Origin of the sequence: Negativicoccus succinicivorans (assembly GCF_014207605.1) — a bacterium.
In the GTDB taxonomy this organism is placed as follows: domain Bacteria; phylum Bacillota; class Negativicutes; order Veillonellales; family Negativicoccaceae; genus Negativicoccus; species Negativicoccus succinicivorans.
Map to the genome: position 1 here is coordinate 143,170 of NZ_JACHHI010000003.1, position 14,109 is coordinate 157,278.

The 14,109-nt window shown below is 57.1% G+C and carries 14 protein-coding genes and 4 tRNA genes; 2 read left to right on the forward strand and 16 right to left on the reverse strand.

What is annotated here, in order from left to right; all coding sequences use genetic code 11:
- Window position 1: 1 nt before the first annotated feature.
- Genes mreD through HNR45_RS04085 form a run of 3 tightly spaced genes read right to left on the reverse strand, consistent with a single transcriptional unit; the run spans window position 2 to window position 2,396 of the window.
- Complete coding sequence (gene mreD, locus HNR45_RS04075) at window positions 2-478, reverse strand: rod shape-determining protein MreD (RefSeq protein ID WP_024048232.1); 477 nt, start codon at window positions 476-478, stop codon at window positions 2-4.
- Entirely contained in the window at window positions 475-1,359 is an 885-nt protein-coding gene (mreC, locus tag HNR45_RS04080) for a rod shape-determining protein MreC (RefSeq protein WP_235020617.1), read from the reverse strand. The genes mreD and mreC overlap by 4 nt, the downstream gene beginning before the upstream one ends.
- An 8-nt stretch (window positions 1,360-1,367) precedes the next feature.
- A complete protein-coding gene (locus HNR45_RS04085) occupies window positions 1,368-2,396 on the reverse strand; it encodes a rod shape-determining protein (RefSeq protein WP_159822740.1) in 1,029 nt (342 codons plus the stop codon).
- Window positions 2,397-2,596: 200 nt separating this feature from the next.
- On the opposite strand from HNR45_RS04085, the gene sppA reads away from it, so the two are divergent.
- Both sppA and HNR45_RS04095 read left to right on the forward strand, forming a co-directional pair.
- A complete protein-coding gene (sppA, locus tag HNR45_RS04090; RefSeq protein WP_159822741.1) occupies window positions 2,597-3,550 on the forward strand; it encodes a signal peptide peptidase SppA in 954 nt (317 codons plus the stop codon).
- Entirely contained in the window at window positions 3,540-4,136 is a 597-nt protein-coding gene (locus HNR45_RS04095) for a YIP1 family protein (RefSeq protein WP_159822742.1), read from the forward strand. The genes sppA and HNR45_RS04095 overlap by 11 nt, the downstream gene beginning before the upstream one ends.
- A 69-nt stretch (window positions 4,137-4,205) precedes the next feature.
- On the opposite strand, the gene HNR45_RS04100 is transcribed toward HNR45_RS04095, so the two are convergent.
- From HNR45_RS04100 to HNR45_RS04160, 13 genes are all read right to left on the reverse strand, one after another.
- Window positions 4,206-5,693: a class I adenylate-forming enzyme family protein gene (locus HNR45_RS04100; RefSeq protein ID WP_159822743.1), complete on the reverse strand. Its 1,488-nt coding sequence runs from the start codon at window positions 5,691-5,693 to the stop codon at window positions 4,206-4,208.
- Between the two features lie 104 nt (window positions 5,694-5,797).
- Window positions 5,798-5,888 (reverse strand) — tRNA-Ser (locus tag HNR45_RS04105).
- 145 nt (window positions 5,889-6,033) lie between these two features.
- A tRNA-Val gene (locus tag HNR45_RS04110) sits at window positions 6,034-6,109 on the reverse strand.
- Window positions 6,110-6,113: 4 nt separating this feature from the next.
- A tRNA-Glu gene (locus tag HNR45_RS04115) sits at window positions 6,114-6,188 on the reverse strand.
- Between the two features lie 3 nt (window positions 6,189-6,191).
- Window positions 6,192-6,267, reverse strand: a tRNA-Asn gene (locus HNR45_RS04120).
- A 93-nt stretch (window positions 6,268-6,360) separates the two neighbouring features.
- On the reverse strand, window positions 6,361-6,903 hold the full coding sequence (locus tag HNR45_RS04125) for a hypothetical protein (RefSeq protein ID WP_159822744.1): 543 nt from the start codon (window positions 6,901-6,903) through the stop codon (window positions 6,361-6,363).
- An 11-nt stretch (window positions 6,904-6,914) separates the two neighbouring features.
- Window positions 6,915-7,409, reverse strand: coding sequence for a hypothetical protein (locus tag HNR45_RS04130; protein ID WP_159822745.1), 495 nt, complete (start codon window positions 7,407-7,409; stop codon window positions 6,915-6,917).
- Entirely contained in the window at window positions 7,406-7,621 is a 216-nt protein-coding gene (locus HNR45_RS04135) for a hypothetical protein (protein ID WP_034437140.1), read from the reverse strand. The genes HNR45_RS04130 and HNR45_RS04135 overlap by 4 nt, the downstream gene beginning before the upstream one ends.
- Before the next feature lie 11 nt (window positions 7,622-7,632).
- On the reverse strand, window positions 7,633-11,376 hold the full coding sequence (locus HNR45_RS04140; RefSeq protein ID WP_235020609.1) for a phosphoribosylformylglycinamidine synthase: 3,744 nt from the start codon (window positions 11,374-11,376) through the stop codon (window positions 7,633-7,635).
- 221 nt (window positions 11,377-11,597) lie between these two features.
- Entirely contained in the window at window positions 11,598-12,245 is a 648-nt protein-coding gene (locus HNR45_RS04145; protein ID WP_159822747.1) for an immunity protein YezG family protein, read from the reverse strand.
- 13 nt (window positions 12,246-12,258) lie between these two features.
- Window positions 12,259-13,056: an ABC transporter permease gene (locus tag HNR45_RS04150; protein WP_024048443.1), complete on the reverse strand. Its 798-nt coding sequence runs from the start codon at window positions 13,054-13,056 to the stop codon at window positions 12,259-12,261.
- Complete coding sequence (locus HNR45_RS04155) at window positions 13,046-13,831, reverse strand: ABC transporter ATP-binding protein (protein ID WP_159822916.1); 786 nt, start codon at window positions 13,829-13,831, stop codon at window positions 13,046-13,048. The genes HNR45_RS04150 and HNR45_RS04155 overlap by 11 nt, the downstream gene beginning before the upstream one ends.
- A 1-nt stretch (window position 13,832) precedes the next feature.
- Entirely contained in the window at window positions 13,833-14,087 is a 255-nt protein-coding gene (locus tag HNR45_RS04160) for a helix-turn-helix domain-containing protein (RefSeq protein WP_024048441.1), read from the reverse strand.
- Between the last annotated feature and the right edge of the window lie 22 nt (window positions 14,088-14,109).

Here is a 14,109-nt window from a genome sequence, read left to right on the forward strand (position 1 = left end):
GTCAATCTCCTTGGCGGCGCGGCCGCAAAAGCGGATGCAGCGCCAGGGCCAACAGCGCGTTCAAAAGCGCCTGCGGCAACGCTACGCCGAGGAAGCTTCGCGTAATATTAATCGGTATGCCCCCCAGCCACCAAATGCAATAGTATACAAGCGCCGCGAAAAGACTTGCCACAAGCACCGCGAGAAACGACATTTCCCAACGGATCTGAAAGCGCGACCAGGCGAGCCACAGCGGTAAAACGAGCAGCAAGTATCCCGCCAGATGCGGACCGAAAAAATTGGCGGCCAGCACATCGGCGATCACTCCCGCCAAGGCAGCGACCCAAATACCGTGCCGCGGTCCGTAAAAAAGCGTAATCAGGGCAACCGCTACCAGCCAAAGATCGGGGCGTACTTCCGCCTGCCACCAAAACGGCAGCACGACCGTCTGCAGGAAAAAAATAAGCAGCGCGCTTACCCACCAGCGGGTCGTCGTCATCCCTTGACTCCTTCCTGCGGCGCGTCAGGAACCAAATTCGGCATCTGCTCAAGCGGCACGGCCGCGGTAGAGGCATTCAAAATTACCAGAACTTCTTCCAATTTGGTGAAATCAACGGCCGGGGTCAAGACAGCGCGTTTTACGACACCCGAAGGATCCGGCACGATTTCTTTCACCGTACCGATCAAAAGTCCCTTGGGATACAATCCGCCGTAACCCGATGTCACAACCGCATCGCCCACCACGATATCGCCCTCTTTGACGATATCAATCATTTCCGGATGCGCCACGTCGTTACCGTTGCCGGAGACGAGCGCCGCTACGCGCGACTGCGGGCGCTGCACGATGCCGCCCACCGCGGTGCGGGGATCTAAAATAAATTGGATCCGCGCCGAATGCGGATACACATCGCTGACAAATCCGACCACGCCTTGCGGTAACATCACCGCCATATATTTCGTCAAACCTTCCGCTTGGCCGCGGTCGATTACCGCGCTTTGCGTCCAGCCGCCGTCATCACGAGTAATCACGCGCGCGGCCAGCACCTGGTATTGCGGATAGGTCGCTTCAAATTGCAACAGACCGCGCAGGCGCTCATTTTCCGCGATCATTTCACGGTGCGCCGTCAATGCGCCGCGCAACGCGTCATTTTCCGCCCGCAGCTGATGCAACTCCGCATAACCTGTTACCGCTCCGCGCAAGATGGTCGCGCCGGCAAGCACCTCCTGCGCCACACGCGCCGTTCCGTATTCAAACGGCGTCGCAGCCGCGACCAGCGGTTGCGTGACAAAAGGCACCGCCTCACGGTGCCGCCATGCCCAACCGACCAAACCGATCAAAAGCAAGATGGCAACCGCCCAAATCAGCGTGCGTCGTTCCATTCCCCGCACTATTCATTCCTCCCCACGTTGCCACCGACTAATAAATACGGCCATTCCGCACGCCGATTCAGCGCCAACATACTGCCTCGCGCCACGGTGCCGAACGGCTCTTTCGCGACCTGCACGGGAATGCCGATCGTTTCCGAAAGCGCCAAATCAAATCCTTTAAGCAAGGCCGAGCCGCCGGTCAGGCGTACGCCGTTTTCTAAAAGATCCGCCTGCGCCTGCGCGGAAAGTCCGCGCACCAAACGGCGGAAACGTTGCAACCAGACATTTGTCACCTCACGCACGAGCGGCAATAACTCCGTCGAGGTCACGGTAAACTCTGTCAATGTGCCGTCAGCCAACAATCGTCCCGTGCATTCCTGCTGCGTTTCACCGACGCTCGGCACGCAGACCGCCACTTCACGCACGAGGGTTTGAATCGTAGCGGGCTCCACCATCACTCCGTAGGTTTCGCGCAAGTACGCCCGCAGCGCCGCGCTCAAAGCACGACCGCCGGCCGGCAAATAGTCGTTAGCGAGATAGCCGCCGCCGGAAAGCGCGGTCAGCGTAAATCCTGCGCCGCAATCCGCCGCAACGACCGCTTCCGCCCGTAACGGATCCCAACCGGTACCTATCGCCGTCGCCGCACCGCGATCCACCAGCAGCGTTTCCAATACGCCCGCTTTGCGCGTCGTGTGCAGCCATGCCCGGGCCGCCACCTGCGATGCCAGCGAGGGTACCGCAAGACACACGGTCGGCCGCGTCACGGCGCCGCGTTGCACTTTATCCAAAATCGATTGTAACAGTAATTGCGCGGCGGCCTGTTGCGCCACGACGCCGCCCGCGAACGGTCGCACCGCGACAAGACCGCGCGGCTCCGCGCGCAAGCGAATCGCCGCTTCCGTTCCGACAGCGACGACCTCGCCCTGCGTGGTTACCGCCGCCAGCGACGGCTCGGATATTTCCTGCTGAGCATCCGCCACCACCACACGTGTATATAACGAGCCCGGGTCGATCCCGACCAGCAGACTGCGCATTGAAATTCGTTTCATCTCTTCACTCCGTCACGATTATTATTTTCTTAATCGCCTATCTTGTTATTTTAACATATTTCCTATAGTAGCGCGCACCGGAAAACGCACGCCGGCAATGCTTTTACCAATGCTTAATCTCTTTTTGCGTGCGCTTAATACAGTTTATGCTAAAATGAAACTGATCTGTTTTATTTCTGTTTTGTTTTTAAGGAGGTTTCATGGATAAAAAGAAAAAGCGCTGGGTGATCGGCGCCATCATCCTTTTATGTATTGTATTTGCTGTTTTTTTACAACCTTCACGTCCTGCCAAAAAGGCGGTCAGCACCGGTGACGGTTACGTGGCTGTGATCCGCGTCGAAGGTCCGATCGTCGGCGCGGCCGATATACCGTCCAACCTTTTCAGCGGCGGCACAACGGCCTCCTCGGGCCGACTCATGAAAGAAATTCGCCAAGCGGCCGCGGACCCCGCCGCCAAAGCGGTCTTGCTGCGTATTAACAGCCCCGGCGGTTCGGCCACCGCGTCGCAGGAAATCGGCGACGAAATCGATCGGCTGAAAGCAAGCGGTAAACCGGTGGTCGTTTCGATGGGCGACATGTGCGCGTCGGGCGGGTACTGGCTCGCCGCGAAAGGCGATCGGGTGTTTGCCAACCCGTCCTCGATGACAGGCAGTATCGGCGTGTACATCGGCTATACAAATTATGAAGAATTGATGGGTAAACTCGGTATCAACAATGATAAAATCAAATCCGGCGCGCACAAAGATATTCTCTCGCCGGACCGTCCGATGACGCCGGAAGAACGCGCCCTCGTGCAAGGCATGGTCGATGACATTTATGAACAATTCGTAGACGTCGTCGCCACCGGCCGGCAGATGGATCCGCAACAGGTTCGCGAACTGGCCGACGGACGTATTTTCACGGGCCGTCAGGCGCAGGCCGCCGGTCTCGTGGACGCGATGGGCAATTACTATGACGCGCTCGATTATACGGCCAACCTCGTCGGCTTGCCCGCGACGGACGTGCCCACGCACGAATACGACGACGCTTCGGTTTCCTGGCAACGTCTCTTCGGCGCGGAGCTCCGCAGCGCGTTTCGTGAAAGCATCGGAAGCTTAGCTCGTCGCGAAGGCGGAAGTGCTCGCACCGAATGGGAGGCGCCCCATGCTCAGTAACGCGTTGGAACTTCTCTATGATGTGATCACTCGGCCGCAATGGGCGTTTTATCGTATCACCCATACCGATGCCCGAGGCGAAGCCGTCATCGTGTTTATTCTGAGCACGCTGATCACTTCGCTCGCTTCGGTCGGGCTGATGCCGAACGCCTTGGGCGCCGCGTTTGCCGTCTCGCTCATCGGCGGGATATTGTACTTTGCGCTCGGCGGCGCTCTCATGCATTTCTGCGCGTCTCTTTTGGGAGGCGTTGGGACTGTGCAAGGGCTCTTGCAGGCCTTGCCGTTTGCGTTGTTTCCCAATGCCCTGACGGCCTTGGGCGTGATCCTTAATTTCTTGCCGGCGGCCGTCAATGCACCGCTGTTTGACGCGCTCACGTTGGTGGTGACGTGCTGGACGATCTTCCTATTGGTCACGGCGCTGCAAAAAAATTACGGAATCAGTCTCGGGCGTGCCGTCTGCACCTTACTGTTTCCGTTTATCGGCTTTTTACTTTTGGTCACCTTCCTGATCGTTGCTTTCTTCTGGTTATTTCTCGCGAATATGCCGATGTGGTCGGGGGCGCTGGAAGAGCTCGGCCGCTTTTAGCGAGACCTGCTATTTTCGCACATCCATATTTACGCAATAAAAAACTGCCATATGGCAGTTTTTTATTTTTTACTCATTTTGCGCATTATTTTTATCATCTGACTCCGCGCCGGAAAACGTATCGCTTTCCTGCAGTACTCGTTTTAAAATTTTTCCCGTACTGTTTTTCGGGAGCGCATCCAAAACGACGTATTTGCGCGGCAATTTGAACGCGGCAAGACGTTGCGCCAAATATTTGCGCAAGGCCTGCGTATCGAGTTCCGCGTCTTCGTGCAACACGATGTACGCGCACACGAATTGTCCGCGCAAGCCGTCGGGATGACCGACCACCGCGACTTCCGCCACGCCCGGGTACCGATAGATTTCGTCTTCCACTTCGCGCGGGTACACATTTTCCCCGTTGACGATAATCATATCTTTGGAGCGGTCGACGATGTAGATATACTCGTCTTCATCCATATAGGCGAGATCACCCGTATGCAACCAGCCGTCCTGCAAGGCTTCCGCCGTCGCTTCGGGTAAATGCCAATATCCCTGCATGACGTTGGCGCCCTGCACTAAAAGTTCACCGATCGTGCCCGGCTCATACGTCGTCGCGTCATACCCGTTAATTTTAACGCGCACGCCCGGAAGCGCCGGACCGATCGAATAGTATTTATGTTTTTCTTCCGGATTGACCGCAACGACCGGCGATGCTTCCGAAAGCCCATAGCCTTCGATAATCGGCCGACCGTAAATTTCTTCGAATTTTTTCGCGACCGGTTCGGGCAAGCTGGCTCCACCCGAGACGAAAAGACGGACCGATTTCAACCGTTCGGGCGTGGCCAGGCGCACCAGCAGATGGTACAACGGCGGCACTAAGAACGATACCGTTACCGCGTACGTTTCGATCGCCTGCAAGATTTCGCCCGGACGGAACGTGTTGACGGGAACGACGCTGCCCCCTCGGATAAGCGGATTCATGACGCAAGTCGTCCAACCGAAACAATGGTACATCGGCAACACGCAAAGAACGTGATCCTCCGGCTCGTGCGGTAAAACCGCATTGAACTGCTTGACGTTTTCCGCCAGATTACGATGCGTGAGCATCGCGCCCTTGGGTCGACCGGTCGTGCCCGACGTGTAAATGAACGTAGTCACATCCGTGTCTTCCCGTTGCGTTTCCGCGGGAACGCATTCCGCTGCGGCGATGCCCTGCGCTTCTTCGACAAACGTCGCCACCAAAAGCAACGGCGCCGCCGTGTGCAATTCTTTGTGCGCGACCAACAACACCAAGCCCGCGTCTTTGGCGATATAGTCCACTTCCGCTTCGGTCAACATGCAGTTGATCGGGACGACGATCGCGCCCAGACTGACGATCGCGAAGTAAATGTAAATAAACGCGGGGCTGTTCTGTTCATACAAACCGACACGATCGCCTCGCTTCACGCCCTTTTTGTGCAGGACGGTGCGATACCGCGCGATGTGTTCTTTCAATTGGCCATACGTGACATTTTCGGGACCGCGAATGGCGATACTCTCCGGATTATGACCGGTGATCAGTTCATCCAGTAACATGGTTTCCTCCTTGGCCGAAATCTCGGCAGCTCATTTCTTATATTCTACATGAAATTTTTAATTATGGGCAAAAAAAAAGACACCGTCGTGTCGAATAAATAAACTGGCGGAGCGGGTGGGATTCGAACCCACGCACGGGGTAAACCGTCTAACGATTTAGCAAACCGTCCTCTTCAGCCTCTTGAGTACCGCTCCGAGTAAAAGCTTCCACTATTTTACGTAAAATTCGTCTTTTTGTCAAGGAAAATTGACGTCATGACATCTTTATCGTCTGTAGGAAAGCCGCGCGACAAACGGAATTTTACGCAATAAAAAAGAGACGCACGGTCTCTTTTTCAAATGGTGGGCGATGACAGGATCGAACTGCCGACATCCTGCTTGTAAGGCAGGCGCTCTCCCAGCTGAGCTAATCGCCCAGATTGGTGACCCGTGGGGGATTCGAACCCCCGATACCGCCGTGAAAGGGCGGTGTCTTAACCACTTGACCAACGGGCCTTCTGGCTCCCTGAGTAGGACTCGAACCTACGACCGATCGGTTAACAGCCGATTGCTCTACCAACTGAGCTATCAGGGAATATAACAAGAGTTATTATAGCCGATGAAATAAAAAAAAGCAAGCGCGGTTTTGCGCTTGCTTTTTTTGCGTCTCGGTATCCGCTGTGACGCGTTACGCGGACACGCGCGGTCGATGCGTCGGTATGCGCTGATAAGGAAATTTCGCCAGCACGCGGTCCGTCATTTCTTTAACCACCGCTCGCGGTGTATTCAAAACGGATTCTTCCGCCGTGTCGCTGTACCTGCTTTGCCACAACTGAAACTCATCGTTCGGTCGGTAATACGCATACACGCGCAACTCACCGAACGTGGTAGTCCACCAGTCGCCGTTCCAATCCGTGCGTGTAAATTGCGCCAAACGCACCAACTCCGAACCGATGACGATATCCGCATCGTAAGTCTCGGCGACGGCGGCAAAGTCGTGGCGCGTAAACGGCATTGTCGTTTGCGGCCCATTCGTTATTTCATAGTACGGATAGCGAAACGGTTCCGCCAAACGTCGTTCCACATAGGTGCCGAGTTCCGCATGTCGTTCCGCCGTTGCCGTCGGCAGAATAACGACTTTCTCCGCCGCAATCGGTTCGGCGGCAAACACCGACAGCACGCCGATGAAAACGCAAATTACAAGCAAGTACCACTGCCGTTTGTTTCCCATATTGCGCCTCCCTATTCCCCCGCGGGCAGCGCCCGTGCGCTATCCAGTGACCGCGTGACCAGCGCCGCCTCCGGTAAAACCTCCGCGCTGATTTTATGAAAGCGGAAATGCCGAATACTGATGATTTCGTCCGCGCCTTTGCTGCCGAGCCGCGTCAAATCGCCGCGACCGTCTTTTGTCTGCGGCGGTAAGTACAAGGTATCGCCGCGAATCACGGCCGGCAACGGTTCCACTTCGGCGATGCGCACCGCCGGGTCACGGTACACTACGCCGAATTCGCAGCGCACCGCAAATTCGCGTGCATTCAGTCGTTGATACGGCGCGAGCGCCATCGTGCAAACGTAACGTTCCCCGCTTTGCGGTTCGACCCCCGTCGCCTGCCAGGTGCCGTACCATGTTTGCGCGGTTCGTTCCGCATACCACAGGAACCCGTGCCAGCCCGCCCAAACCAAAAGCGACACCAACGTCACCGCCAGCAGCGTCCGCCGTTTTTGCGCTCCGTTCAACCGAATAATTTTCGCTTCAGCTCCCGCCAGTACAAAATGATTCCCGTCACAACCGGCGTCAGCACCGGCAAAATATTCATCACATAATTGCCGAAATTGGCGATATGCGCTTCATACATGCCCAGCAGGCAAAACGGACATGCTTCCGCCGTGCGGCAACTCAGCAGTAATATGAGCGCCGCAAGCATTGTAATTTTTTGTGCGCGTCGCATGGTATCTTTCGTTATCTCCCTGTGAAATAATCTACACCGGCCTGGAAAATTTTCTGTTTTTTCTGTCCGATAATATTTTTCGCTACATACGGACCACAGCGTTCGCTGTGACCCATCTTGCCCAAAATTCGTCCGTTCGGACTGAGCAGGCCTTCAATCGCCGCGACCGATCCGTTCGGGTTCGCCGGCATCGTTTCGTGGACGCTGCCCCATTCATCGCAATATTGCGTCGCGATCTGACCGTTCGCCGCCAAGGCCTGTACAACGTCCGGCGCCGCGTATAAACGTCCTTCACCGTGACTGAACGGAATGCGATGGAGTTCGCCCGGTTCAAAATACATGAGCCACGGGGATTTCGTCGAGACGATCTTCGTCATCGCGTAGTGCGAAATGTGACGCCCGATGGTATTGTAGGTGAGCGTCGGCGCGCTCGGCGCCAATTCGCGGATTTCTCCATACGGCAGCAGGCCGAGTTTGATCAACGCCTGGAAACCGTTGCAGATGCCCAAAATCAAACCGTCACGATGCGTCAGAAGATCGTTCACCGCTTCAGCCAATGCCGGATGACGGAACAGCGCGGCGATAAATTTACCCGAACCGTCCGGTTCATCGCCGGCGGAAAATCCGCCCGGAAATGCCAAAATTTGTGTCGTTTCCACCGCTTTGACAAGCGCTTCCACCGATTCATTCAGCGCCTGCGGCGTCAGGTTGCGCACGACGACGGTCGACACATTGGCGCCCGCATGTTCAAACGCGCGGGCCGTATCCACTTCGCAGTTCGTACCCGGCATCACCGGAATGACGACCTGCGGCGTGCCGATAGTAATCTGCGCGCGGCGTGTCGGATTGCCCGCCACCGGCGAAACGGGATACAGCGGTGCCGGTTGAAGCGTTTTCGTCGGGAATACTTTTTCCAGCGGCTCTTCCCAGCGCGCCTGCAATTCATCGAGCGATAAAGTAACGCCGGCAAGAGAAATGCTGTCACCGGCGGTTGCGCCGATGATCGTAATATGCTCGTCAAGCGCCCATTGTTCCGCGACCTCTCTGTCCAATTCGACCAGCCATGAACCCGGCCGCGCCGCGAACCATTCTGTCGGAGTGAGAGCATCACTCAACCTTGCGCCGATATGGTTACCGAACGCCGCTTTCGCGCACGCGGCCGCAAGACCGCCCGCATCAACCGCCTGCGCGCTTTTCAGCAAACCTTTCTCCGCCGCCGCGAACAATCGATCCGCGTGATCGATAAAGACCTCAAAGTCCGGCATGGCGTATTCATCCACCGGCGTTTCGAGCAAGACCAACGCGTGCTCGCGTCCCTTCCATTCGGGACTGACAATATGCGTCGCATCGCCCGGCGCCACCGCGAACGAAATCAGCGTCGGCGGCACATGCAAATCAAGGAAGCTGCCGCTCATCGAATCTTTGCCGCCGATCGCGCCGACTTCCAGTTCCGACTGCGCGACAAACGCGCCCAACAGCGCCGCGACCGGTTTACCCCAGGAGGTCGTGTCGCCTAATTTTTCAAAATATTCCTGCAAGGATAAATAGGCACGTTTCCAGTTGCCGCCCAGTGCCGCGATTTTCGCCAGCGACTGCAGCACGGCGAACAGACCGCCGTGGAACGGACTCCACGACGCCAAGTACGGATCAAACGCGTGGGTCATGATGCTCACGGTTGACGTTTCCCCGTGACGCAGCGGAATTTTTGCGACCATGCCGTCGACCGGCGTGCACATGCGCGCGCCTCCGTACGGCATCAACACCGTGCCCGCGCCGATCGTCCCGTCAAATCGTTCGCCCAAACCGCGCTGCGAAGCGACATTCAAATCACCGAGCGTTTGCGCCCAAGCGGCGCGCACATCCGTCACCGGTTGCGGCGTAAAATAATTTTCTTCGGCCGGCGCCGTGATGACGGCGGCGCTGGCTCGACTGGCGCCGTTGGTGTCGAGGAACGAGCGCTCCAAATTGACGATGGTTTCACCGCGCCACTGCATCATCAGGCGACGCTCTTTCGTGACGACCGCAATCGGCGTCGCTTCCAGATTTTCTTCATCCGCATAGCGACAGAACTCATCCGCATCGTCCGCGGCGACGACCACTGCCATACGTTCCTGCGATTCGGACAGCGCTAATTCCGTGCCGTCCAATCCTTCATATTTTTTCGGTACGGCATCCAAATTAATCGTCAAGCCGTCCGCCAATTCGCCGACGGCGACCGCCACGCCGCCCGCGCCGAAATCGTTGCAGCGGCGAATCAGGCGCGAGGCCTCCGGACGCCGGAATAGGCATTGTAATTTACGTTCCGTCGGCGCGTTACCTTTTTGCACTTCCGCGCCCGCTGTGGTTAATGAACTTTCCGTATGTTCTTTGGAAGAACCGGTCGCACCGCCGATGCCGTCACGACCGGTACGGCCGCCAACCAGCAACACGATATCGCCCGGTTCCGGCACGCGACGAACGACCTGATCCGCCGGCACCGCGCCGACGACCGCGCCGACTTCCATGCGTTTGGCGACGTAACCGGGGTGGTAGTATTCACGTACCTGACCGGTCGCGAGACCGATCTGGTTGCCGTAGGAACTGTAACCGGCCGCCGCTTGCGTCGTAATCGTGCGCTGCGGCAATTTCCCGGTAAGCGTTTCCGAAAACGGCGTGCGCGGATCTCCGCTGCCCGTCACGCGCATCGCCTGGTAAACGTACGCGCGCCCGCTCAAGGGATCGCGAATGCAGCCGCCCAAACAGGTGGCCGCCCCGCCGAACGGTTCAATTTCCGTCGGGTGGTTGTGCGTTTCGTTCTTAAAGAGCAGCAGCCATTCTTCCGTGCCCTTTTGGGTTTTGACCGGAATCTTGATCGTGCAGGCGTTGATTTCTTCCGACTCGTCCAACTCCTGCAAAAGTCCCTGCGCGCGCAATGACTTCACGGCAATCGTCGCCAGATCCATCAGCGATTGCGGCCGCGGGTTTTCGCTGTACAAGCCGCTGTGCACTTCACTGTACCAGTCGTACGCTTCGACGATCGGCTCGGTAAAGTGACCCGCCTCGATATCGACATGCGTCAGTTCCGTTCCGAAGGTCGTATGGCGACAATGATCGGACCAGTACGTATCCAAGACGCGCAATTCGGTCAGCGTCGGATCGCGATCTACCTGATCGCGAAAATATTCCTGCACGACCGCCAGATCCGCTTCATCCATGGCCAAACCGTACCGTGTAAGCATTGCTAAAAGTTCCGGCCGCGTCGCGGAAATAAATCCCTCCAATACCGGTACCGGTTGCGGTTGATGCGCCGGCGCGATGAGTTCCCGCGGCATTTCCCAAGCCGCTTCGCGCGCTTCGATCGGGTTGATCACGTATTCTTTCAATTTAACGATGTCGACCGGTCGATCAATACCAGTGACGACATATACCGTCGCATACGCTACGCGCGCATCGACGCTCGGATCCAGCAAGCGCAGACATTGCTCCGCCGAATCGGCGCGCTGGTCATATTGACCGGGCAATAACTCGACGGCAAAGGCCGTTTCCTGCGGACCGATTTGCAAATGTTCCGTCCATGTATCCACGGGAGGTTCCGCAAAAATCGTCGTCATCGCGCGAGCAAACAGTTCCTCACTGACACCTTCCACGGTGTATCGGTGCCAAACCTGCACACCGGTTAACGACGTCAGCCCCAGTTGCTCGCGCCATTCCCGTAAAAGACGTTGCGCCGTGTCGGCCAGCGCCGCTTTTTTGGCGACAAAAACTCGTTGTAACATAGGTTCCTCCCTCATAATACCGCGCGCCGAGCGGCGCGGATTATCCGCAATTGACTGAGTTTATTCTACCATTACAGGCCGGATTTTTCCATATTTATAGCGTACGAAAACATCTTTATTTAGAAAAGAATTCGCCGCGTATCGTATTTATATTTGAACATAAATTCAATCGTTCGGATTTTATCCGGCATTTTTTTGCTAAATAAAAAAAAGATGCGCATTCACGCATCTTTTTTCGTCTCGTTTGCTTTTGCCGCTGCCGTCGCCTTGTTTTCATTTCGCAGCGCGTGCACGCGGACGCGACGAACGCCGCGATACGCGGGCATTTCTCCGGGCAGCCGTTCCCAATAGCCGCGCGGGCGTCGACGCCACAAGCGATGCCGCTGCTTGCGCAAGGGCCGATGCCATGCGCTGTACGCCGCCGCAAGCAATCGACGCAAACGCAACGGCAAATAAACGGCGCCGAAACGTTCGTATTCCCACGAAAACTGCTCTTCAATCGGATCGACCTGGTAATGATGCCGATGACCGTACATCGCGCTCTCCAAACCGCGCGGCGAAAATTCCAGCATCGCGCTTGTCCAAGGCGAACGTCCCGGGTTCTCCGCGATCCACGCCTTCCAAAGTTCGCGCACCGCCGTGTCGGCCGCCGCCATTTGCAACCACAGATCTTCTTCCGAGCCGCCCGTCCGCCAAACGGAATCCGTCCAGTAGACATACTCCGCGCGCGTTTTCGGGCGGTAATAAAAATAATGAAGCGGCTCAGTCGCCATGAGCGTTCGCCAAACGACGCGTCCCCACGGCTCTTTAATCAGCGCCGTTATCGCCTGCATTACGTCGGCGTACGCCGCCTGCATTTGTTCGTTCACGCTGCTTCCTTTCTCAGCGGTGATCCCGCCATGGTGTCATATATCGTTGCCACTGCGCCAACAACGCCTGGACAATTAATCCCGCTACACACAACACAAAGATGCACGCCAGCAGCGGCGCGGTCAGCATCAGATCCCCGAAATGCAAAATCAGCGCGCCGATGCCCGTCTGCGCCGCGATCATTTCCGCCGCGACCACGAGCACGAGCGCCGTGCCGCAACCGAGTTGCAAGCCTGCGAACAATTCCGGCAGCACCGCCGGCAACGCGACGGTACGCAAATATCGCCCGCGGCTCACGGGATACATCGCGGCGACTTCGCGGTAAAGGCGCGGCAAACGCACCAATCCCGCCATCGTGTTGATAAATACCGGGAAAAAGACACCGAGCGCAATCAGCACATATTTCGGCAATTCACCGATGCCGAGCCAGAGCACGAAAAGCGGCAAAATGGCAATTTTCGGCAAGGGATAAAAGAAATAAATATACGGTTCGATCAAGCGTCGAAACGTCAGCGAAAGTTCGCCCGCGAGCGCCAACAACAACGCCGCAAGACCGCCCGCGATCACGCCGACCAGCCAGCGTAGCGCGCTCGCTGCCAGCGCCGGTCCCAACGTGCCGTTTTGCACCAACGCCGCCAATGCGCTCGCGATTTGCGACGGCGCGGGGAGATATACCGGTGAAATCCACCCCTGACGCACGCTCCACTCCCACAGACCGAGCAGCAGCAACACGCCCGCCAGCGCCCACCAGCGTGCGAAACCGCTGTCTCTTGGCGCCAAACGGTACCGTACTTCGCGTTCAGTCGTCATGGCGACCTCCCTGCGTCAACGCCGCCGTGGCGCCCGCTTTAATTTCCTGCCAAATGGTTTCTTCCAACGCCGCCAACTGCGTCCGCGCGCTGAGCTGATGCCGTTCCTTGCGCGGTATATCCACCGTCAAACATTCCACAATGCGGCCGGGGCGCGGCGAAAACACCCAAATCACATCGGCGAGCCGCACCGCCTCGGCGATGTTGTGCGTGACATACAAGGTTGCCGGACGCAATTCTTCCCAGTATTGCACCAAATCATCTTCCAACAGCCGACGCGTCTGCGCGTCGAGCGCGGAAAACGGTTCATCCATTAATAATAAATCCGGCTCGGTCACCAGTGCGCGCGCGATCCCGACGCGTTGCCGCATGCCGCCCGAAAGCGAACCCGGATACGCATCCGCGAATTCGCTCAACTGCATGCGCGCCAACTTTTGCGCTACCCGTTCGGTAATCTCCTGCTGAGAAAACTCGCGATCCTGCAAACTGAACGCCACATTGTCCGCGACGGTCAGCCAGGGAAACAAACCGCCCTGCTGAAACACCATCGCCGTCTGCGGTTGCTTTTCCGCGCCGCGCCAGTACAAACGTCCCGATGTCGGCAACAACAATCCCGCCGCCAAGTATAAAAGCGTCGATTTGCCGCAACCGGAAGGGCCGATCAGCGCCACGAATTCTCCCGGCGCGACCGTTTTGGTAAGCGGCGCCAGCGCTTGGATCTGCACGCCGTTTTTCTCCGTATAGGTCTTCGTGACCGCGTCCAAACAAAATTCCATATTATTCAAACAGGGCGGTCTGCTCGTAGTGCTGCTGCGCGTTTTTCTCCGCGCCGAACACCCGCTCCATGGCACTTTGCGTGATGAGTACCGTGCCTTCCGATTTACGGGTTTCCGTCGCCGTAAAAATCGGCTCCACCAACGTTCCGTCCGGCCTGCGATAGCCGCCCGCATAGTGGCGCAACGTGGATGCGGGCACTTCCCAACGCACCGCCGCCTCCATCAAAGTCATAACTTCCGTCAACGCATCCTGCATATCCGCCCTCCTTTCTGTTCGG

Coding starts and splice junctions, on each gene's coding strand:
- HNR45_RS04100 (WP_159822743.1), bottom strand. CDS start 5,693: ATGTTACTGGATGAACTGATCACCGGTCATAATCCGGAGAGTATCGCC.
- mreD (WP_024048232.1), bottom strand. CDS start 478: ATGACGACGACCCGCTGGTGGGTAAGCGCGCTGCTTATTTTTTTCCTG.
- HNR45_RS04155 (WP_159822916.1), bottom strand. CDS start 13,831: ATGGAATTTTGTTTGGACGCGGTCACGAAGACCTATACGGAGAAAAAC.
- HNR45_RS04125 (WP_159822744.1), bottom strand. CDS start 6,903: ATGGGAAACAAACGGCAGTGGTACTTGCTTGTAATTTGCGTTTTCATC.
- HNR45_RS04140 (WP_235020609.1), bottom strand. CDS start 11,376: ATGTTACAACGAGTTTTTGTCGCCAAAAAAGCGGCGCTGGCCGACACG.
- HNR45_RS04135 (WP_034437140.1), bottom strand. CDS start 7,621: ATGCGACGCGCACAAAAAATTACAATGCTTGCGGCGCTCATATTACTG.
- HNR45_RS04095 (WP_159822742.1), top strand. CDS start 3,540: ATGCTCAGTAACGCGTTGGAACTTCTCTATGATGTGATCACTCGGCCG.
- HNR45_RS04085 (WP_159822740.1), bottom strand. CDS start 2,396: ATGAAACGAATTTCAATGCGCAGTCTGCTGGTCGGGATCGACCCGGGC.
- mreC (WP_235020617.1), bottom strand. CDS start 1,359: ATGGAACGACGCACGCTGATTTGGGCGGTTGCCATCTTGCTTTTGATC.
- sppA (WP_159822741.1), top strand. CDS start 2,597: ATGGATAAAAAGAAAAAGCGCTGGGTGATCGGCGCCATCATCCTTTTA.
- HNR45_RS04160 (WP_024048441.1), bottom strand. CDS start 14,087: ATGCAGGATGCGTTGACGGAAGTTATGACTTTGATGGAGGCGGCGGTG.
- HNR45_RS04150 (WP_024048443.1), bottom strand. CDS start 13,056: ATGACGACTGAACGCGAAGTACGGTACCGTTTGGCGCCAAGAGACAGC.